At 72.7% G+C, this 19,305-nt stretch carries 19 protein-coding genes and 1 pseudogene; 4 read left to right on the top strand and 16 right to left on the bottom strand.

Annotated elements, in window-relative coordinates:
- The first annotated feature begins 6 nt into the window (after positions 1 to 6).
- Positions 7 to 1,044 carry an L-glyceraldehyde 3-phosphate reductase gene (gene mgrA / locus Sm713_RS04705; protein ID WP_212908404.1) on the top strand — a complete coding sequence of 346 codons (1,038 nt, stop codon included), beginning with the start codon at positions 7 to 9 and terminating at the stop codon, positions 1,042 to 1,044.
- A 573-nt stretch (positions 1,045 to 1,617) separates the two neighbouring features.
- Here mgrA and Sm713_RS04700 read toward each other — a convergent pair.
- Positions 1,618 to 2,715, bottom strand: a complete 1,098-nt coding sequence (locus Sm713_RS04700) for a prepilin peptidase (RefSeq protein WP_249416089.1) — start codon at positions 2,713 to 2,715, stop codon at positions 1,618 to 1,620.
- 185 nt (positions 2,716 to 2,900) lie between these two features.
- On the opposite strand from Sm713_RS04700, the gene Sm713_RS04695 reads away from it, so the two are divergent.
- Entirely contained in the window at positions 2,901 to 3,350 is a 450-nt protein-coding gene (locus Sm713_RS04695; protein WP_212908403.1) for a DUF192 domain-containing protein, read from the top strand.
- Positions 3,351 to 3,491: 141 nt separating this feature from the next.
- Here Sm713_RS04695 and Sm713_RS04690 read toward each other — a convergent pair whose 3' ends face one another.
- From Sm713_RS04690 to Sm713_RS04680, 3 genes are all read right to left on the bottom strand, one after another.
- The gene (locus tag Sm713_RS04690) at positions 3,492 to 3,878 is read right to left on the bottom strand and encodes a hypothetical protein (RefSeq protein WP_212908402.1); all 387 of its coding nucleotides are present in this window, start codon (positions 3,876 to 3,878) and stop codon (positions 3,492 to 3,494) included.
- A gap of 142 nt (positions 3,879 to 4,020) precedes the next feature.
- Complete coding sequence (locus Sm713_RS04685) at positions 4,021 to 5,562, bottom strand: MFS transporter (protein ID WP_212908401.1); 1,542 nt, start codon at positions 5,560 to 5,562, stop codon at positions 4,021 to 4,023.
- Positions 5,454 to 6,026: an ATP-binding protein gene (locus tag Sm713_RS04680; protein ID WP_249416088.1), complete on the bottom strand. Its 573-nt coding sequence runs from the start codon at positions 6,024 to 6,026 to the stop codon at positions 5,454 to 5,456. The genes Sm713_RS04685 and Sm713_RS04680 overlap by 109 nt, the downstream gene beginning before the upstream one ends.
- A gap of 271 nt (positions 6,027 to 6,297) precedes the next feature.
- Here Sm713_RS04680 and Sm713_RS04675 point away from each other — a divergent pair, with 271 nt between their 5' ends.
- Together Sm713_RS04675 and Sm713_RS04670 are read left to right on the top strand one after the other, a co-directional pair.
- Positions 6,298 to 7,149, top strand: a complete 852-nt coding sequence (locus Sm713_RS04675) for a helix-turn-helix transcriptional regulator (RefSeq protein ID WP_212908400.1) — start codon at positions 6,298 to 6,300, stop codon at positions 7,147 to 7,149.
- 12 nt (positions 7,150 to 7,161) lie between these two features.
- Entirely contained in the window at positions 7,162 to 7,356 is a 195-nt protein-coding gene (locus Sm713_RS04670) for a hypothetical protein (protein WP_212908399.1), read from the top strand.
- Positions 7,357 to 7,429: 73 nt separating this feature from the next.
- Here Sm713_RS04670 and Sm713_RS04665 read toward each other — a convergent pair whose 3' ends face one another.
- The 12 genes and pseudogenes from Sm713_RS04665 to Sm713_RS04610 all read right to left on the bottom strand — a co-directional run bounded on the left by Sm713_RS04665 (position 7,430) and on the right by Sm713_RS04610 (position 19,305).
- Complete coding sequence (locus Sm713_RS04665) at positions 7,430 to 8,071, bottom strand: OmpA family protein (protein ID WP_212908398.1); 642 nt, start codon at positions 8,069 to 8,071, stop codon at positions 7,430 to 7,432.
- Entirely contained in the window at positions 8,071 to 8,658 is a 588-nt protein-coding gene (locus tag Sm713_RS04660; RefSeq protein WP_212908397.1) for a hypothetical protein, read from the bottom strand. Before Sm713_RS04660 ends, Sm713_RS04665 begins: the two co-directional genes overlap by 1 nt.
- Before the next feature lie 30 nt (positions 8,659 to 8,688).
- Positions 8,689 to 9,357 (bottom strand): pilus assembly protein TadG-related protein, encoded by a 669-nt coding sequence (locus Sm713_RS04655; RefSeq protein WP_212911784.1) that lies wholly within the window; start codon positions 9,355 to 9,357, stop codon positions 8,689 to 8,691.
- The gene (locus Sm713_RS04650; RefSeq protein ID WP_212908396.1) at positions 9,357 to 9,596 is read right to left on the bottom strand and encodes a hypothetical protein; all 240 of its coding nucleotides are present in this window, start codon (positions 9,594 to 9,596) and stop codon (positions 9,357 to 9,359) included. The genes Sm713_RS04655 and Sm713_RS04650 overlap by 1 nt, the downstream gene beginning before the upstream one ends.
- A gap of 260 nt (positions 9,597 to 9,856) precedes the next feature.
- Complete coding sequence (locus Sm713_RS04645; RefSeq protein ID WP_212911783.1) at positions 9,857 to 10,936, bottom strand: response regulator transcription factor; 1,080 nt, start codon at positions 10,934 to 10,936, stop codon at positions 9,857 to 9,859.
- A gap of 769 nt (positions 10,937 to 11,705) precedes the next feature.
- Positions 11,706 to 12,947 (bottom strand): annotated as a pseudogene (locus Sm713_RS04640) (sensor histidine kinase); the annotation flags it as partial.
- Positions 12,948 to 13,481: 534 nt separating this feature from the next.
- Positions 13,482 to 14,372: a DUF5936 domain-containing protein gene (locus Sm713_RS04635; protein WP_212908395.1), complete on the bottom strand. Its 891-nt coding sequence runs from the start codon at positions 14,370 to 14,372 to the stop codon at positions 13,482 to 13,484.
- Between the two features lie 257 nt (positions 14,373 to 14,629).
- Positions 14,630 to 15,568: a type II secretion system F family protein gene (locus tag Sm713_RS04630; RefSeq protein ID WP_212908394.1), complete on the bottom strand. Its 939-nt coding sequence runs from the start codon at positions 15,566 to 15,568 to the stop codon at positions 14,630 to 14,632.
- A gap of 118 nt (positions 15,569 to 15,686) precedes the next feature.
- Complete coding sequence (locus Sm713_RS04625; protein WP_212908393.1) at positions 15,687 to 17,027, bottom strand: CpaF family protein; 1,341 nt, start codon at positions 17,025 to 17,027, stop codon at positions 15,687 to 15,689.
- A gap of 53 nt (positions 17,028 to 17,080) precedes the next feature.
- On the bottom strand, positions 17,081 to 17,506 hold the full coding sequence (locus Sm713_RS04620) for a TadE/TadG family type IV pilus assembly protein (RefSeq protein ID WP_212908392.1): 426 nt from the start codon (positions 17,504 to 17,506) through the stop codon (positions 17,081 to 17,083).
- Positions 17,507 to 17,508: 2 nt separating this feature from the next.
- Positions 17,509 to 17,994 carry a TadE/TadG family type IV pilus assembly protein gene (locus Sm713_RS04615; protein WP_249416086.1) on the bottom strand — a complete coding sequence of 162 codons (486 nt, stop codon included), beginning with the start codon at positions 17,992 to 17,994 and terminating at the stop codon, positions 17,509 to 17,511.
- A 15-nt stretch (positions 17,995 to 18,009) separates the two neighbouring features.
- Positions 18,010 to 19,305: an AAA family ATPase gene (locus tag Sm713_RS04610; protein ID WP_212908391.1), complete on the bottom strand. Its 1,296-nt coding sequence runs from the start codon at positions 19,303 to 19,305 to the stop codon at positions 18,010 to 18,012.

The raw sequence follows: 19,305 nt of genomic DNA, 5'->3' as shown, positions 1-19,305 counted from the left end.
GTACCCATGAGCGACTCTTCCCTCTACGACGCCTCCGCCCAGCGCTACGACTCGATGGAGTACCGGCGGTCCGGCCGCAGCGGCCTCAGGCTCCCCGCCGTCTCGCTGGGGCTGTGGCACAACTTCGGCGACGACCGCGCCCTGCATACCCAGCGGGCCATCCTGCGCCGCGCCTTCGACCTGGGCGTCACCCACTTCGACCTGGCCAACAACTACGGGCCGCCGCCCGGCTCCGCCGAGCTGAACTTCGGCAAGCTCTTCCGGCAGGACTTCAGGCGGTACCGCGACGAGCTGGTGCTGTCGACCAAGGCGGGCTATCTGATGCACCCGGGCCCGTACGGGGAGTGGGGTTCGCGCAAGTACCTGCTGTCGTCCCTGGACGCCTCGCTGGGACGGATGGGCGTGGAGTACGTCGACATCTTCTACTCGCACCGCTTCGACCCGGACACCCCGCTCGAGGAGACCATGGGGGCGCTCGCCTCGGCCGTGCAGCAGGGCAAGGCGCTGTACGTGGGCATCTCCTCGTACACCAGCGAGCAGACCCGCGAGGCGGCACGGCTGCTGAACGAGATGGGCGTGCGCCCCCTGATCCACCAGCCGTCGTACTCGATGATCAACCGCTGGACGGAGGACGAGCTGCTCCTGGACACGCTCCAGGAGGCCGGCATGGGGTGCATATCCTTCGCGCCGCTCGCGCAGGGCCTGCTCACGGGCAAGTACCTGAAGGGCATACCCGAGGGCTCGCGTGCCACCCAGGGCAAGTCGCTCGACCCGAACCTGCTCTCCGACGAGGTCGTGACCCGGCTGCGCGGCCTCAACGGCATCGCGGAGCGCCGCGGCCAGTCGCTGGCGCAGCTCGCGCTGACGTGGGTGCTGCGGGACGAGCGGATGACGTCGGCGCTGATCGGCGCGTCGAGCGTGCGGCAACTGGAGGAGAACGTGGCGGCGCTCGGGGCCGCCCCGCTCACCGCGGAGGAGATCGCCGAGATCGACAAGTTCGCCGTGTCCACGCCGGGCACCAACATCTGGGCCGGCCGGCGCTGAGGCCCGCTCCGGCCGGCGGCCCGGGCGGCAGGCGCCTCGTGGGGCTACCGCGCGGGTCCCGGCCGGTGTTCGTGCGGGTGCGGGCCGGGTGCTCGGCTCGGGTCCGGGCCGGTGCTCGCTGGGGTCCCCGCCGGTGCTCGGCTCGCGCGAACCGGGGGCGGCTCGGGTGCGAGTGCGCGGGAGCGGCTTGCCTGGGAACGCGGGGGCGGCTCGGGCGGGAGCGTGCGGGGGTGGCTTGCGTGGGAGCGCGGGGGCGCTTCGGGTGAGAGCGTGCGGGGCTGCTCGCGCGCGGGGGCGGAGAACGGGGCCGGTGAATTGGCCGGGAGCGGGGCCGGAGCGCGTGAAGAGAAAACGGGCCGGTCCGTGGGGGGGGGATACGGACCGGCCCGAGGGGGGGTTTCCACCATAACCCTTCGTAAGTCATCGCGGGTGCACCGGCATGCAACAATTACTCTCCGGAGTTCTTTCGCGACGCCGTAGGCGTGGTGACGCGGCCGGGGAGCGGTTCCGGCGGGGGCGCGCCGGCGGCCCGGCAGGGGCTGACGGTGGCGGGCGGAGAGGCCCGGCGGCTCCTCAGATCGCGCCGAGCAGCAGGCCCAGGAACGCGCCCCCCAGCATGTAGGGGCCGAACGGTATGCCGGCTTTCCGGTCCGCCCTGCGCAGGACCATCAGGCCGACGCCGTAGCAGAACCCCAGGATCAGGCCGGCCATGAAGCCGACGAACAGCACGGTCCAGCCGTACCAGCCGAGCGCCGCACCGAGGGCGAGCGCGAGCTTGGCGTCGCCGAGGCCCATGCCCCGGGGATAGACGACGCACAGCACGAAGTACCCGGCGCCCAGCACGAGGGCCCCGAGCAGGGCGTCGGGCCAGGAGCCCCGGTGGCCGGGCAGCAGCGCCGCCACCCCCAGCAGGGCCGCGCACCCCGCGGCGAGCGGCAACGTCAGGACGTCGGGCAGCCGGTGCACGGCATGGTCGACGAGGGCCAGCAGGACGCCTACGGGCACGGCGAGCAGCCACACCACGAGTTCGGGCCGCGCCCCGGTGCCCGCGGCCAGCGCGAGGCAGAGGAGAGCTGTCGCGGCGGCGACGGGGGTGGTGCTCGGGCCGTAGTGGGGGTGAGGGCGGGGGGCGGCGGTCGGCGCGGGGCCGTGGCTGGGGGTGGGCGCGGGGTCGTGGCTGGTGGTCGCGGCAGGGGCGATGCCGGCGCTGGGCGCCGGTTCGATTCCGGCTGGGCCGGCGGGGTTGGTGATGTCGGTCACAGCGGGCCCGGTGCCGGTGGCGTCGGGAGCCGTGGTGGCGGCCATATCGGGTGCCGTGGCGTCGGGCGCGTCGGGCGCCGTGGCGGAGACCGTGCCGGGCGCCGTGGCGGAGACCGTGCCGGGGGGCATGCCGTCGGATGCGGCGGACACGGCGCCGTCCGCGTCGGTCGCGTCCCTCTGCCCCTCCTCTTCTCCGTCTGCGTGCGACGTCTCCGGTCCCGGTCCGCTCGGCTCCGTGCAGCGGGCACGGCCCAGCCAGCCGCCGAGGGGACCCGCGATCGGGTGGCCGCCGGGGCAGGCGGTGCGCCAGGGCTCGTCCGGCTGCACGGAGAGCCGGTAGGCGGCGCGGGGTATCAGCAGTCCGGTTCCGGCACCCCAGACCGCGGCGAGGACGAGGAGAAGTGCGTGCACGGTCGGACTCTACGGGCGCCACGCCCCCGACGGCATGGGCCCGTGGGCCCATGCGGGACCCAGCGGGGTGCGGATACGGTCCTCGACGGCACCCGCCCGCGGGGGCGAACAGGACGGCCACGCGCGGGGAGAGTGGCCGGGTGCCGCGAGAGTGGTCACATGGCGAGAGGGAAGGGGGTGCCGGGATGGGGCGCTGGCGCAACGGTCGGGGGACGCTGATCGTCGAAGCCGGGGAGCGGGGTTCCGGGGAAGCGGCGGGAGCCGACGCCGTGGCGGGCCCCGACGCCGGATCAGGGCTGGCCGTCCCTCTGGAGATCGCCGCGTCCTACCGCGCCCGCACCCGGGGGCTGCTCGGGCGGGACGGCATCAAGGGGGCGATCCTTCTCTCCCCCGCCAACAACGTGCACACCTTCCGGATGCGGTTCCCCATCGACGTCGCCTACCTGGACCGCAAGCTGCGCGTCATCGCCGTCCACACCATGCGGCCGGGCCGCCTCGGCACCATCCGCCTGCGCGCCCGGCACGTCCTGGAGGCGGAGGCGGGCGCCATGGCCGGCTGGGGCATCAGGCGCGGCGTCCGGGTGGCGGTGCAGAAGCCGGACGGGCAGGGCACGGGTCCGGAGGCGAGTGGGTAGGGGAACGCGGCCGGGCGAGGGCGAGGGCGAGGTATAGGGATGGAGCGGGGCGGGGACCAGGGGCGGTGACGTGCACGGGGCCGAGCGCGGGCTGACGCCTCGTCGCCCGGCGTCTGCCGGGGTCCGCCGCGTCGCGGCGGCTCAGGCCCGGCCGGGCGACAGGGACTCGGGCGACAAGGACTCAGACGACAGGGACCCGGCCATCACGGACCCGGACGTCACGGACCCGGACGTCACGGACTCGGGCGCCGGCGGCATGTCGTCGAGCCGGAACAGCATCCTCGTGGGGTCCTCCGCCTCGACCCGCACGAGGCGGCCCCAGCGTGCGCTGAGGGCACGCCCGATGTCGTACAGGCGCCTGCGCTCCTCGGTGGTGTACGCGGGCCACCTCGCCCATCCCCGGTCGGCGACGGCGTTGCCGATCTCGACGAGGAAGGCGGCCCGGCAGCGCTGCTCCTCCTCCGCGGTCAGCGGGGTGGGGCCGTCCTGGGCGGGCAGCTCGCGGACGTTGTAGAGGTCGCGCACCATGGCGTGCCTTCCGCTCGGATCGGAGTGCGGGTGTCGGGCGTGCGCGGGGAGCCGGCGGGCGGGCAACTCCTGACGGGCGGCCACGGTCCGGGCCCGTCACGGCGCGGTCCACAGAGTACCGGCGGGCGCGGCGAGTTGGGGGTCACCGAGGCCGTACTCCGGCGCCCCCGGCGGCGTCCTCCCGGGCGGTGCGGTCGGTGCGGTGCATGTCCGGTACGGAGAGGTTGAGCACGGTCGCCGCGAGGACCACGCCGGCGCAGGCCAGCAGGACCGTGGAGGTACCCCATGTCTGCGCGGCCAGGGCGGCGATGAGATAGCCGAGCGGGACGGCGAGGCGCTCGCCGATGGCATTGAAGGAGCTCATGCGGCCCAGCTCGCCCCGGGGAACGTGCCATTGGAGCGCGGTGGTCCAGGCGACGACGGCCACGTCGAGCCCGACGCCGGCCACCACGGCCCCTGACAGCACCCACGCCAGCGGCAGCCCGAGGCCCATGGCGGCCGGCGGCAGCGCCAGCCCCGCGCTGCCGAGCACCGCCACGGCAATCTGGCGGCGCGGGCGGTAGCGGAGGCAGACGAGCGTGCCGGTGAGCAGCCCCAGTGCGAACGCTCCCTGCACCAGGCCCCATGCCCGCGCCCCGCCGTACCGCTGCGCCGCCACGACGGGGCCCAGCAGCTGGTACCCGGCGAGCCAGGCCGCGACCACCACGGTCCCTGCCACGGTGTACGTCCACAGCCAGGTACGCGACCGGAAAGCGGCCCAGCCGGTACGGAGGTCGGAGAGCGGGGTGGAGCGCGCGGGCGGGGTCTTGGAGGACGGGTCCGGTACCGCCGGCGCGGAGGGCTCGGTGGCCGCGGAGGGCGTTGTGGCGGAGGGCGCGTCCAGCCGCAGGCCCAGGAGCAGCAGCGCGGCGACGAGGAAGCTGACCGCGTCCCAGCCGAGCGCCCAGGCGGGGCCGGCCGCGGCGACGAGCACCCCGCCGAGGACGGGCCCCAGCACCCGTACACCGTTGCCCGGCAGCCGGACCAGCGCGTTGGCCTCCTGGAGGCGGCCCGGCGCGACGAGTTGGGGGACGGCTCCCTGCGCGGCCGGGGCGATGAAGGCGGCGGCGACCCCGGAGGCGAACCCGCATGCCGCGATGGCGCCCGTGCCGGCGTGCCGCGTGGCGACCAGGCCGGTCAGCACGGCCTGGGCGACCCCGGCCAGCACGTTGCCGACGAACAGCAGCCGGCTCCGGGACAGCCGATCCGCGAGGACGCCCCCGGCGAGCGCGAAAACGATGGCCGGAACGGTGCTCGTGGTCAGCACCACCCCCAGAGAGACGGCCCCTCCCCCGGCGTCGAGCACGGCGTACGCGAGCGCCAGCGGGGCCATGGCGCTGCCGGTGGCGGAGACCACGTTCGCGAGCAGGTACCTGCGGAAGGCCGGCAGCCGCAGTGGCGCGACGTCAACCGCCGCGGCCGGAGCCGTCTGTCCCGCCGCCCCGTCCGCCAGGGTGCCCACGTGCTCCGACCTCCTGCTCGCGGCGGACCGCCCGCCACCCGCAGGGACTGCCCACCGCCCGTGGGCCGGAACCCTCACGTCCCGGGGTCGTCCGAGACCGGCGCCCTGGCGGCGCGGGCGGCCGGGCTGCTCCGGTCGGACTGGCCGAAGGCCGCCGCGGACCCCCTGGGCAGCACGGCCCATGTCCGGGTGCCACCACCCGGTTCGCGCGCCTCCGCGAAGCCCCACTCCCCCGCGCACGCCCGCACGACGCACCCCATCAACCTCAGCGCCGCCCTCCGCCGCGCCTCGCAGGCGGCGGCGACCCGGGGGTGGGTGTGCCGGGGGTGACCGTCGTACGCGGTCACCCGCAGCGCCCCGTCACGGTAACGCAGGGATACGTACACCTCCGTGGAGGGCGTGAACTGCCATACGTACGCGACAAGTTCGCCGACCACGTGAACCGTCGCGTCCCGCATGTCGTGCAACCCGTGCACCCTGAGCGCCGACTGCGCGGCCCGGCGGGCGATCCCGGCGCTCGCGGGGCCGGCGGGCAGGGTGAGGCTGTACGAGAGCAGGTCCGCATCGGGGGGTGCCGATGCGGCGTCCTTGCGGACCGGGCAGGCCCCGGCTTCCCGTACGCCGAGCGGCTCGGCACTTCCAGGCATGACGGACTCCTTTGCTGTGCGGTGGACTTCGACGGTGCCGGTGTCGCCCGGTGGCCTGTCTCCCTGAGCACGGGCCCACCCCTCCCAGGGCAGGAGGACATGGGCAGGCTCGCGCGATGCGCTTCCGGTACGACACCGTAGGTGAGCAATTCAGTACTCACTGTAGACCATGTTGGGAGTACGCGTACTACGACTTGGGGAGACGTCCTGGTGGACCCGGCATCACGACGGGCGGCAGACTGGCTCCGGAACAGCCTTACTGGAGGGGCGAATGCCGCCGAGAAGCACACCGACGGAGCGACAGCGAAGGCTGGGCGCTGAACTCCGCAAGATGCGCACATCCGCGGGGATGACAACGGAGCACGCCGCTGGCCTGCTGGGGGTCCCAAGGACGAACGTCCCCAACATGGAGTCAGGCCGATCAGGCATCAGCGCCGAACGGGTACGCGCCCTCGCCAGCAACTACGGCTGCACGGACGAGGCGCTGATCGACGCACTGGCGGCCATGGCATCCGAGCGGACGAAAGGCTGGTGGGAGACGTACCGGGGCCAGCTTCCGACCGTGTTTCTGGACATCGCAGAAATGGAGTGGCACGCCCGGCGGCTGCGCATTGCGCTCACCGTTCACATGCCCGGGCTCCTCCAAACCGAGGAACATGCGCGGGCGGTGTTCGCTGCGGTCATTCCCAGGCTGCCCGACGCGGACGTCGACGTCCGGGTCGCCCAGCGTATCGATCGCAAGCAGGTGCTGGAGAAGCCGGAAGCACCGGCTGTGGACTTGACCATCCACGAAGCCGCGCTGCGCATCCAGTTCGGTGGCGCCGCAGCCATCAAGCGCCAGCTGGAGTACCTGCTCAGCGTATCCGAGCGCGACACCGTGACCATCCGGGTCATCCCTTTCACAGCGGGAGGTTTCCCGGGCGCCGGGCAGTCGGTCATCTACGCCGAGGGACCCGTACCCGGGCTCGACACCGTGGAACTGGACATCACCCACGGGCCGGAATTCGTCGATGCCGAAGTTCAGTTGCAGAAATACCGCGCCCAGCTGGACGCAATGGAAGCCGTGGCCCTCGCCCCTGAGGAGTCCCGCGACTTCATCAAATCCCTTGCCCGTGATCTCTAGGAGACGCCAGCCGTGCCCACAATCACCTGGGAAGCCCCCTTCTGCGGCGAAGGAGCGAACTGCTTCCGCATAGGCACCGACACACAGGGCAACGCATACATCGCGATAGCCGGGCAGGAGGAGAACCCCCTCACCGACGACCGCGCCGCCCTGACCGCGCTCATCAGGGACATCAAAGCCGGCAAGGCCGACCACCTGCTCCGGTAACCGCCGGGCAGCGGAAGGACCGATCCCCGCCGAGGGGACCGGCCCTTTCCTTGCCGCCTCGGGCGGTAGCCCCCTATTGCTCCGTGTCCCCGGAGCGCGGGAACGAGATCTCCACGCGGCGGTTCTTCTTGCGGCCCGCTTCGTTGTCGTTCGTCGCGATCGGGTACTTCTCTCCGTAGCCGCGGACCTCGAAGGTGATGTCGGGGTTGTTGAGGTCCTTCGACAGGACGTCCTGGACGGCGTTGGCGCGCTGCTTGGACAGGATTTCGCCGTGTTCGGCGGAACCGAGGTTGTCGGTGAAGCCGAAGATGCGGATCTGGGTCGCGTTCTGCTTGCGGATCTCCTCCGCGACGTCGTCGATGCGTGCGTTCGCCTCGCCGCTCAGCTTCGCGCTGTCCTTGGGGAAGAGCACCTCGGCCTGGAGCGCGAACTTGATGCTGGTGTTGGTGTCCTCGCGGCGCTCCTCACCGCCCATGTCCTCCACGACCGACTTGATGTCGAGCACCTTGGGGTCGGCCAGCGTGGCGCCCCCCGGCAGCTTGAGGTCGGGGTCGTTGCCGTCGACCTTGACGGGCGGTGGCGCGGACTCGGACGGGTAGGGACTGTCGGCCCACGAGTCCTGCGCGGCGGCGAGCCCGAGCGCGAGCACACCGGCCACGACCGTGACGGCCGTACGGACACCTGCGCGGTGCGTACGGGTGGGTGCGGCGCTCATCAGCTGATCTCAATCGTCGCGTTCGGGAAACCGGGGAACTGGAGGTCGACGGAGGTCGTCGACTCCGGCGGCGCCGGGAACTGCGCGAAGAACACCAGGCTCTTGCCCGCCTCGATGCTGGATGCGTAGTCGCTCGTGGTGAGCGGGCGGTTGTCGGTGTCCCGCAGCACGTAGTAGCGCTTCTTGCCCTTGGAGTCCACGAGCGTCATGCCGGCCAGCGACGGTCCGGTCGCCTTGACGTCGGTCTCCTGGCCACTCCACTGCACCGGGGTGGTGAACGACGTTCCACTGGTGTTCTTGAACTCGCCGTTCACCGTCAGGAAGCCGCCGCTGTCCCGCTTGGCGTCCTGGATCACCATGTCGATGCCGCCGTCGCCGTGCACGGTCGCGAGCGGCTCGCTCGCACCGGCGTCGGAGTTCCCGCCGCCGTTGTCCTGGTCCTGCCCGCCACCCTGACTGCTCGCCGAAGCGGACGGCTGGTCCTTGGCGTCATCGCCACCGCAGGCCGTCGCGGTGAGGGCCAGGGCGGCCGCCATCAGGGTGGCCGCCCCTGCCCGGCGCAGGTGCCTCACGTGCCGCATGCTCATTGATGGTTTTCCTTTACGTCGGGGTCGCATTCAGTCCTCGGCCAGTCGGACGGTGAAAAGGTCCGCCATGTCCGGAAGAAGGTCCAGGTGGTCCGGGTCGATCTGAAAGTCTCTGTCGTCGCACGTGATTTTCCCCGGCGACGGCTTCTTGTCGCCCTTGTCATCGCCGGACGTGCCGCCGTTATTCTGCGGCAGCGGCGAGGGGGATTCGGTGGCGTCCGGATCGGGCTCGAACCCGCACCTCGGTTCCACCACCGCGGTAGCACTCGATTCCGCGTGCTTGTCCTCCGTGCCGGGGATGATGCTCTTTCCCATCGGCTTGTTCGACGTCACCTGAACGTGGAATCCCCAGCGCCCGTCTGACAGCTGGGAGCACTGGACCTGGCCCGCGTCGTTCAGGCTCGCGAACCGGTCCGCCTCGGTGCATCCGTTGTACGTCCCGATGCGGTCGCCGTTCAGGAGGTCCCGTAGCCACCCGCCGTTCAGGACGTTCTCCAGGAAGAGGGTCTTGAACTGGTCGCGGGAGTCCTGGGCTGCGGCGAGTGCCGCGGCGTCGGCGGCCGACTGCGTGCCGCTGCGGCTGGTGTCGGCCTTGCCGAACGCGAAGACGAGGAGCGCAAGAAAGAGCAGGCCGACCACCGCTGTGACGTACAGCGGTGCGGCCTGCCCTGAGTCCTTCTTGACGGTGTCCCGGCGGATCAGCCGCCGCCGTTGAGGACCTTGTTGACGGTGTCCTTGAACTTGTTGGCGATCGTGTCGCCCATCTTCGTGTTCAGCAGCGCGATGACGATCGCCGCCACGAGGATGATGATGCCGACGTACTCGATCGCGCCCTGGCCCTTGTCGGCGCGGCGCCGCAGCCGGTCGGCCGTGGTGTTCGCCCAGTGGCCGACGTGGACCTGGGTCGCCGTGGCGGCCTTCAGCATCGTCTTCGTCATGCGGATCCCCTCCGATCTCGGCCGGCCCCCAACCGGCCGACACCCCGTACGTCTTCGGTTCGCCGACCGCGTTTCCGGCTTCCTCCCGGCCGGAAACGCCGGCGACGGTGGAAACGTACGCCGGGGAGGGTTGCTCCAGCATAGGCCTGGGGGCCCAACTTCGGGCCCAAAGCGGCAGCTTGCCCAGCCGAAGGGGGCTCTCGTCCCGCCGCGGCTCGCCGGGCCGGGCGCCGCCGTCGCGCCCCACGCGGGGCTCGCGCTCAGCCATGGTGCGCCCCGTTTCCCGGCGCGGTGCCCAGCCAGCGCGCTATGGCCTCGCTGCGGCTGCCTGCGTGCAGTTTGGCGAATATCCGGTTGATGTGGTTCTTGACGGTCTTCTCGCTGATGAAGCAGGCGGCGGCGATCTGCTGGTTCGTCATGCCCGACGCGATCAGGTCCATGACCTCCACCTCCCGCTGGCTCAGCCCCGCCCCGACGCCCCGGGATGACGCTCCCCCCGCGCCGGCCGATACTGACGACTGTGCCACGTTCGCTTGCGATAGCGAAGATTGCGAGGGGTACTGTTGCGAAGCTGTCACATAGCCAGGGCCAGTGATACCGGGGTCGATTGGGCGCGACCGGGGCACCTGCGCCTCAGGGATGTGTGCAGATGCAGACGGTTGGGGGTTTGCCTGGTTCTGGTGGCCCGCGGCGGGGAACGCCGTGCCGAGGCCGTCCGGCAGCGGTACCGGGCCGCCCGCGCCGGGGCCGCCGCCGCGCATGGAGGCGAGCAGCGCCCTCGACGCCGTGGCCGACAGCGGGGCCCTGCCCTCCCTCATGTCCCGGACGGCCGCGACGAGCTGGTCCGCGGTGAACTCGCCGTGCACCAGGTAGCCGCCCGCGCCGAGCCGCAGCGACTCGTGCACGATCTCGGATTCGCGGCTGTACGTCATCATCAGCACCGGCGCGATGCGCACCAGGTGCGGCAGGGCGGAGAGGCCGTCCACGCCGGGCATGCGGACGTCGAGCAGGATGACGTCGGGGCGGTGCCGCCGGGCCTGCTCGTACGCCTCCCGGCCGTCGGAGGCCTCGGCGACGACCTCGATGTCGTCACGTCCGGAGAGCAGCACGGTGAGCCCGGCCCGCACCACCGGATTGTCGTCCGCCACCACCACCCGCAGCGGTGTCGGTGCGGACGGCTCGGGGAGGGCGGGAAATCCGCCCGAGGACGGGGACGGGGACGGGGATGTTCCGGGCGGTCCTGCGGGTCCGCCGGGTCCCGCAGGTCCCATGTGCGGCGCGGGTGTCGCGGGTCCCGGCACGGCCCTGACGTGAGTGGGCGTGTGCTCCGAGCGGGCCATCGAATGTCCGGAGGTGTGCTGCGACGCCTCGTGGCTCCGGGAGTGCCCGGGATCCGTGGCACCGTGCCGGGTGGGCGGGGGCCCTGCGTTCCGGTGCCCCGGCGGCGGCGTGGTGTCGTCCGGCATCGTTCGCGGCCTCCTCTCAGGGGGTGGGGGGTGGTGTCGGCTGGGACGTGTACGGGGGCGCGGCGGCGGGCGGCTCCTGAAGCGGTGGCAGCTCCCGTGAGACGGACGGCTCCCGCAGCGCGGGCAGTTCCTGCGAGGCGGGGGGTTGCCACAGCGCGGGCAGTTCCCGTGGCGCGGGCCCCTCCGGGGCAACCGGCCCGGTTACCGCGGCCGGCCGGGCGCCGGGCCGGCCCGGACGCGGCACCGCGAGCGGCAGCGTGGACGGGTCGGGGTCCCGGGCGGGCCCCGGGGGCTCGGCGAGCGGGAACCCGGGCACGCCGGGAAGCGGGAGCGGCGCCGCGGGGAACGGCCGCCCGGCCGGGGGCGGAACGGCAACCGGGACCAGAGCCGGCCCGGTACCCGGAACCGAGGCCGCCCCGGTTGCAGGGAACGAGGTAGCAGCCGGAACAGGGGAAGGGACCGGAGCCGAAGCCGCAACCCCGCCGGGACCCGGAACCCCGGCGGGGCCCTGAACCCCGGCGGGTGTAGAACCCCCGGCCGGAGCCGCAAACCCGCTGGGAGCCGAAACCCCCCGCCCCTCCACGCCCACCCCCACGCCCAGACCCAGTCCCCCCGGCCCCGCCGCCTCCGCGCCCTCCCCCGCCGCGGCCGGCAACGCCGCGAGGGGCAGGTCGACGCGGACCTCCGTGCCCGACGTCCGGTGCCCCTTGCCGATCCTGATCCGCGCGCCGATGCCCGCGGCGCGCTCGACCATGCCGACCAGGCCGAAGTGGCCGGCGCGCTTGAGCCCGGCGAGGGTGGTGTCGGGCGGCAGTCCGCGGCCGTCGTCCTGGACGCTCATGCAGAGCTGGTCGCCGACGATGCCGGCCCGCACGTCGACGTGGCCGGCGGCGGCGTGCCGGTGGGCGTTCTCCATGGCCTCGGAGGCGATGGTCAGCAGGTGCCGGGCGACCGCGGGCGGCAGTGGCGGCAGCGGGGCGCCCGCGAGCGGCAGGAACCCGGTGCGTATGCCGGAGCGCCGCGAGAAGTCGGCGGCACGCTCGGCGAGTTCGGCGGCGAGGTCCACGCGCGCGTCGGCGCCGGAGGCGCGGCGCAGGTCGGAGAGGAGCTCGCGGGCCTCGGAGGCGGCGCGGCGCGCCGAGCGGGCCACCAGCTCGGCCTGGTGCTTGACGGTCGCCGGGTCCATCCGGTCGGCGGAGGAGGCGAGGCCGTCGGCGGCGAGCGCGAGGCCGTGCAGGGTCTTGGCGACGGAGTCGTGCATCTCGCGGGCGAGCCGGGCGCGTTCGCCCTCCACGGCCTCGTTCACGGCGAGCCGCGCGCGGGTCTCCGTCAGGGCCTGGGAGGCGGCACCGAAACGCAGCAGCAGCCCGCGCAGGGTGCCGCCGACGGCGCCCGCGAGGACGCACAGGCCCACCAGCAGCAGCCCGGACGTGTGGGAGTTCAGGTCGGTGACCGCGTACGCCGCGGCGAGCAGCACGATCTGGAGGGCGGCGAAGATGCCCGCGCCGCGCCAGCTGTAGACGAGGCCGGCGAGCAGGGGGGTGCAGATGGTGACGATGCCGAGGGGCGAGTTCGGCGAGGCGGTGAAGAGCAGCAGCGCGCCGAAGAGCATGTCGGCGGCGAGCAGCGACGGGTGCCGCAGCAGGACCGGGCCGAACCGCTCCCAGTCGCGCATCAGCACGTACGACAGCATGAACGTGACCAGCACGGCGGAGCCCACCAGCCACGCCCCGAGGCCGGTCTCCGCGGAGGTCAGCGCGAAGGGCGCGGCGAGGGCGGTCATGGCGAGACGGAAGCCGAAGAGCTGGCGGCAGAGCGCCTGGAGGGCGTTGACCTGGATGGGCAGGGACGGGACGTGGCCCTTGGTGCCCACCACACCCACCATGCCCCCGCCGGAGGGCCCGCCGGGCTCCCCGCTCCCCTGGGGCGCCCCGGGGGCGCCGGGACCGGCCGGTCCCATGGGGTCCCCGCCTCCGGTCAGGGCTGCCGGGGCGCGCAGGCGTCGCAGCATCCTCCCGTCACCTTCCCTCCCGTTGCTCCCTGGTCCGTCTCCGCGTGCCACGCGGCCCGTGCGTACCGCGCGCCGTGCCCGTACCCGTGCTCGTTTTGGTGCTCGTTCTCGTGCTCGTGCTCGTCCCGGAGGGTCTGCGCGTGCCCCACCGTCTCTGAGTGCACGCGCCGCCGGGTGCCGACGGTTCCTTCTGGTGTACGCAGTGTGCGTGCCGCCTTGACATCCCGTCACCCACTCAGCGGATCGTTGACCCTCTCGTCACCGCACCGAACCCCCACGGCCCCCCACCGACCCCCTCAGGACCCCACCGAACCCGTAGGACTCCACCGAACCGGACCGAGCCCACGGCCCGCGCACCCGAACGCCGTCGCCCCCAGTGCAGATCGCCGAACTGGCACCGGAACGCCCTCACCCCCCGAGCAGATCGTTGAAGTCGACGCCGGACCCGTAGTAGAAGCCGACCGCGATCAGCAGCAGGGTCGCCGGGAGCATCACGCTCGTCACTATCAGCGTGGACTTCGGAACGGCCTTGGCCGCCTTGCGGCGGGCGTTCTGCGCGTCGGTGCGGCGCATGTCGTTGGCTATCTGGATGAGCGTGTCCACGATCGGTGCACCGAGCTCCTCGCCCTGCTGGAGCGCGGAGACGAACATGGAGACCTGCTCGGAGTCGTTGCGCCGGCGCAGCTGCTCGAAGGCGTTCCGGCGGCTGACGCCCATGTCCATCTGGCGCAGGGTGATGCGCAGCTCGTCCGACCAGGGTCCCTGGTACTTCTCGGAGACCCGCTCCAGGGCCTGCCGGAAGCCGAGGCCGGCGGAGACCACGACGGCGAGCACGTCCAGGAAGTCGGGCAGGGTGCGCTCGATGTCGTCGCGGCGGCGGCTGATGGCGATGCGGATCAGGGCCTCGGTCCAGAGGAACCCGTAGACGGCGAAGATCAGCGCCAGGAAGACCTGGCCGTTCATCAGCATCACCACGCCCGCGACGAAGCCGAGCGTGGTGTAGACGGCGCGCCGGGCGGCGTACCGGTCGACGGTCATGCCGCCGGGGTTGCCCGCCATGTCCAGCCTGCGGCGGACCGCGTCGACGCGCTTGGGGCCCATCATGCGCAGCACGGCGGGGGCGTACCGCATGCCCATGCGGTCCACGAGGGAGCCGGTGACGCTGGTGCGCGAGCCGCCGACCTCCAGGGCCACGGCGAGGTCGTCCGGGAGCTTGGCGTCGGCGCGGTAGCGCCGTATGCCGGCGAAGACGCCGTACACCGACAGCCCCATCACGAGTGCGAGCGCTAGTTCATCCATGGCGTGTCCCTGACTCTCCTGCTCTCTTCCGTCTCTTGCGGTCTCTCCGGTCGCTTCCGGCCTCTTCCGCTCCGGTTTCCTCCGGCCTCTCCCGGCCTCTTCCGCTCCGGTTTCCTCCGGCCTCTCCCGGCCTCTTCCGCTCCGGTTCCCTCCGGCCTTTCTCCGTTCGCTCTCTCCCGGTCCCTTCCCCGGAACGCTCGCGGACCGCTCGCGGACCGCTCGCGGAACCACCCGTGTCCGCCCCGCCGGGCGGCCCGTCAGATCCGGATCCTCGTCAGCCGGTTGATCATGAAGAAGCCGAGGCCGTAGAGGACGGCGGCGATGACCACGACGATCTTGCCGACCGTGGAGCCCGTCATGGCGTCCAGGGCGCCCGACCGCATGCTGTTGATGATCAGCAGGAAGCCGAGACCCAGCACGGGCACGGCGACCGCGGTGACCTTGACCTGGGAGAGCAGGGTGGTGACCTCGCGGCGGGTCTCCTTGCGCTCCTCCAGCGTGTCGGTGAGGTTGCGCAGGCTGGAGACGATGGTGCCGCCGGCGCGGTTGGACAGGATGAGCGTGGTCACCAGCACGGTCAGCTCGCGGGACGGCAGCCGCTCGGACAGCTCGTTCATGGCGTCGTCGAGCGAGTGGCCCACGGAGAGCTGGTCGGCGACCATGCGCAGCTCCTCGCCCGCCGGGTCGTCCAGTTCCTCCGCGGCCATCGAGATCGCGGTGCGCAGGGCGAGGCCGGCCTGGGTGGCGTTGGCGAGGATGCGGGTGAGCTCGGGGAGCTGGCCGATGAACGCCTGGGTGCGCTTGGTGCGCTGCCAGTTGAGGAAGGCGTTGGCGCACCAGAGGCCGACGAGAACGGCGATCAGGCCGAAGAACGAGGTGAAGACCGTCTCCACCGCGAAGTAGACCACCAGCAGGCTCGCCACGGTGTAGACGGCGTACTCGCCGGGGGTGAGGTCGAGGCCGGTCACGGCGATCTTGCGCTCGATGGTCCGGCCGAGGCGGGTGCCGCGCAGCCGGCGGTCGACCCCGGGGAAGCGCCGCCTGCGGCCGCTGATCATCGGTCCCCGGCCCGTGGCGGCGAGCCGCTCGACGAGATCGTCCCGCTGGGCCTTGCCGACCGCGTAACTGTGCAGGCCGACGACGGCGAACACGCAGGCGAGCAGCGTGACGACGACCGTCAGGAGTGTGAGATGCATGGGGACGGGCTCTCTGTGTGGGCTCGGGCGGTCCGGGTGGGGCCAGGCGGGCGGTGGGGGCGCACCGCCGGCGGGGCCGGGCGCGGGCGGGCGGCCGGCGGGACGGCGTGGCGGGCGGTCATACGGGCGAGTACCGGATGGCGAGGTCGTCGTCGGTGTCGGCCACCCCATAGGCCGGGGGGATCGCCTCGTTCTTCATGTAGAGGCGCTCGGCGACCCGCCGGGGCAGCGGGAAGTACTCGAACTTGCCGTGGATCCGGCCGTCCGCGCCCATCGGCTGGGCGGCGAACCGGCAGACGGTGGCGATCCGGTACTCCTCCCGGCCGTGCGAGTGGACGAGCGCGATCTCGGTGAGCCGGCGGGCGCCGTCCGCGAACCGGGTGAGCTGGACGATCACCTCGACGGCGCTGTTGATCTGGTCCTTGATCGCGACGAACGGGATCTCCACCTCGGACATCGAAGCGAGCGTCTGCAGGCGCATGAGGGCGTCCTCGGCGCTGTTGGCGTGCACGGTGGCGAGCGAGCCGTCGTGGCCGGTGGACATCGCCTGGAGCATGTCCAGGGTCTCGCCGCCGCGGACCTCGCCGACGATGATGCGGTCGGGCCGCATGCGCAGGGAGTTGCGGACCAGGTCGCGGATGGTGATGCGGCCCTTGCCCTCCACGTTCGCGGGCCGGGCCTCCAGGGTGATCACGTGGGCCTGCTGGAGCTGGAGCTCGGCGGAGTCCTCGATGGTGACGATCCGCTCGCCCTCGGGGATCACCGCGGACAGGGCGTTGAGCAGGGTGGTCTTGCCGGTGCCGGTGGCGCCGGAGACGATCACGTTGAACTTGGCCCGGATCAGCGCGGCCAGCAGCACCGTCATCTGCTCGTCGAGCGAGCCGAGCGCGATCATCTCCTGGAGGGTGAAGGCGCGCGGGAAGCGCCGGATCGTCAGGACCGGGCCGGTCAGCGAGAGCGGCGGGATGATCACGTTGACGCGCTCGCCGGACGGCAGGCGGGCGTCCACCATCGGGTTGGCCTCGTCCACCCGGCGGTTGACGGTGGAGACGATGCGCTCGATGGTCTGCATCAGCTGCTCGGTGGAGCTGAACCGCATCGGGAGCTGTTCGAGCCGGCCGCCGCGCTCCACGAAGATCTGGTCGGGGCCGTTGACCATGATCTCGCTGATGGAGGCGTCCTCCAGCAGCGGTTCGAGGATGCCGAGGCCGAGCGCCTCGTCGACGACCCGGCGGATCAGGACGGCGCGCTCGTGGGTGGAGAGGACGGGCCCCTCGCGGCTGATGATGTGCCCGAGGACGCGTTCCAGGCGGATGCGGCGGTCGGCGGCGGCCAGCGCGGACATCTCGGCGAGGTCGATCTCTTCGAGGAGCTTGGCGCGGTAGACCCCGACGAGGTGGTTCTCCTCTAGGTGGGTCGCCCCCGACTCCGGGCTGTTCAGCCGGGCCCTGAGACTCATCTGCGGTGCTCCTTGGAGAAGCGTCGGAACGTGGGTGGCGCGTGCCGGCGGCGTCAGTCGCGCGGCATGGTGACGGAACGCTGGGCGGTGCCGAAGCCGACACCGGGGATGATGGACGGGACGTCGACGCGGGCGGTGTAGGTGACGCTGTCGAAGCCGCCGCCTGACTGGCTGACGCTCGCGCTCAGCCAGTCGCTTATGGCCGCCCGGCCCGCCGTCTGCGGGTCGGCCGGGGTGTGCGCCTGGGAGGCGACGCGGGCGGCGGCCCGCGCGGCGGTGCCGGCCTGCTGGGCGGCGTAGACGGCGAGGCCGAGCTGGATGCAGGCGACGCCGACCAGCAGCAGGATCGGCAGCAGGCCGACGTACTCGATGGCGACCTGGCCGCGGTCGCCGCCCTCGCGCCGGCGCACGGCGGGCGTGCGGATGCGGCTGCGGCTGCCGCGACGGAGGCTCGCGGTGGGAAGGGTCAGCAGGGACATCGTCAGCTCTCCCTCGCCGCGGCGGCGTTGCCCGGGACCGTGATCGGCATGTCCACGAAGCCCGGGAAGAGCAGCGGCACCTTCAGGTCGGCGTGCGCCCTGACCAGGCCGCCGTCGACGGTGCAGCCGATGCCGGCGCCGGACCGCCAGGCGGGCGACAGGTCCTGCTCGCCGGCCGAGGCGCAGGCGGCGTCCCGGTCCTTCCAGGGGTCGGCCTCGGCGCCCGCGTGCACGGCACGGTCGGCGGCGTCGCCGGCCAGCACGAAGGTGTAGCCGATCAGCACCGCCTGCCACAGCACGATGAGCGTGGCCAGGATGATCGGGGCCATCGCGGTGAACTCCACCGCGACCTGGCCGCGGTCGTCCCGCAGCGAGCGGGCACCCCGCAGCGACCGGCCGTCCCACGGCGAGCGGCCGCCCCGCGGCGACCGGCCGTCCCGCAGTAAGCGGCGCGGCCGCGCCGGTATCCCGGGCCCGGGTCCTCTCATCGCCGCTCTCCCCCCTCAGCCGTTCGTATTTCTCGGTGCTCTCGCCGGGTTCGTTCCCCCGGGGGCGTTCTCGCTACCTCCCTGGCCCTTGCGGCGCAGGCCGAACGAGCCCCGGCCGCCCTTGGGCGCACCACCCTGGGGAGCCTGTATCAGACCGAGCTGGCCCGCCAGTGCCCACAGGGCCTGTTTGACGGTGGACTTGGCCTCCAGGTCCTGGAGCCGGCCGGCGTCCACGACGCCCTGGAGCTCCTTGAACGCCGCGGGAACGGCGATCGGCGCGACCTGGGTGCCGGTGATCTTGTGGACGAGTGCCGGCTGGATCTCGGTGTTGCGGATGTAGCGGTTGATGACGGTGATGGTCTCCTCGGCCTTGCGGACCTGGAGCCGGTTCCACATCCGCACCATCCGCTTGGCGGCCCGTACCGAGATCACGTCGGGGGTGGTCACCAGCAGCGCCATGTCGGCCATCTCGATCGCGGCGGCGTTGGCCCCGCCGAGCTGGGTGCCGCAGTCGACGACCACCACCTCGTAACGGGACCTCAGCGCGCTGACGATCTGCCGCACGGTGCGGTCCGGGACCTCCTCGCCGCGCTCGCCGTCGGCGGGCGCCAGCAGCAGCACGATGCCGGTCTCGTGGACGAAGACGGCGTCCTGGAGCACCCGTGGCGAGATGTCCGTGACGGCCGCGAGGTCCACGATCGACCTGCGGAACTGCACGTCGAGGAAGGAGCCGACGTCGCCCGCCTGGAGGTCCATGTCGGCGAGCGCGACGGTGTGCCCGGAGGCGCGCGCCGCGAGCGCGAGCTGGATGGCGGTCGTGGTGGTGCCGACGCCGCCCTTGGCGCCCGAGACGGTGACGACGGTGCCGCCGGGCCCCGAGAACACGTCGGCGCCGCTGCCGAGGTGGCGCCGTACGCCCACGGACCACTGGGCGGCGGTCTGCACCCGGCTGGCCAGTTCCTCGTAGCTGATGGGCGTGGCGACCAGGCCCCGGGCGCCGGAGTCCATGGCCGCCGAGAGCAGTCCCGCGGAGGCGTCCGAGGTGATCAGGATGACGCCGACGGCGGGGAACCGCAGCGCCACCTCGCGGATCAGCTCCAGCGCGGGCACCGGGCCGATCCGCTCGTGCACGAGCACCACGTCGGGCAGCTCCTCCAGCGACTCCGCGGCGAGCCGGGCGAGGGTGTCCAGCAGGGACGTGGAGTCGCCGACGGGTGCCGCGGGATCGGCGTCCGGGAGCTGGCTGAGCAGCGTCGTGACCGAGCGGCCCACGTCCGGATCGCCGACCGCGGGGAGGATCCTTGTGGTCAT

This window comes from Streptomyces sp. TS71-3 (genome assembly GCF_018327685.1).
In the GTDB taxonomy this organism is placed as follows: Bacteria; Actinomycetota; Actinomycetes; order Streptomycetales; family Streptomycetaceae; genus Streptomyces.
Note: the sequence above shows the minus strand (reverse complement) of the source record. Positions and strands in the feature narration are given on the sequence as shown.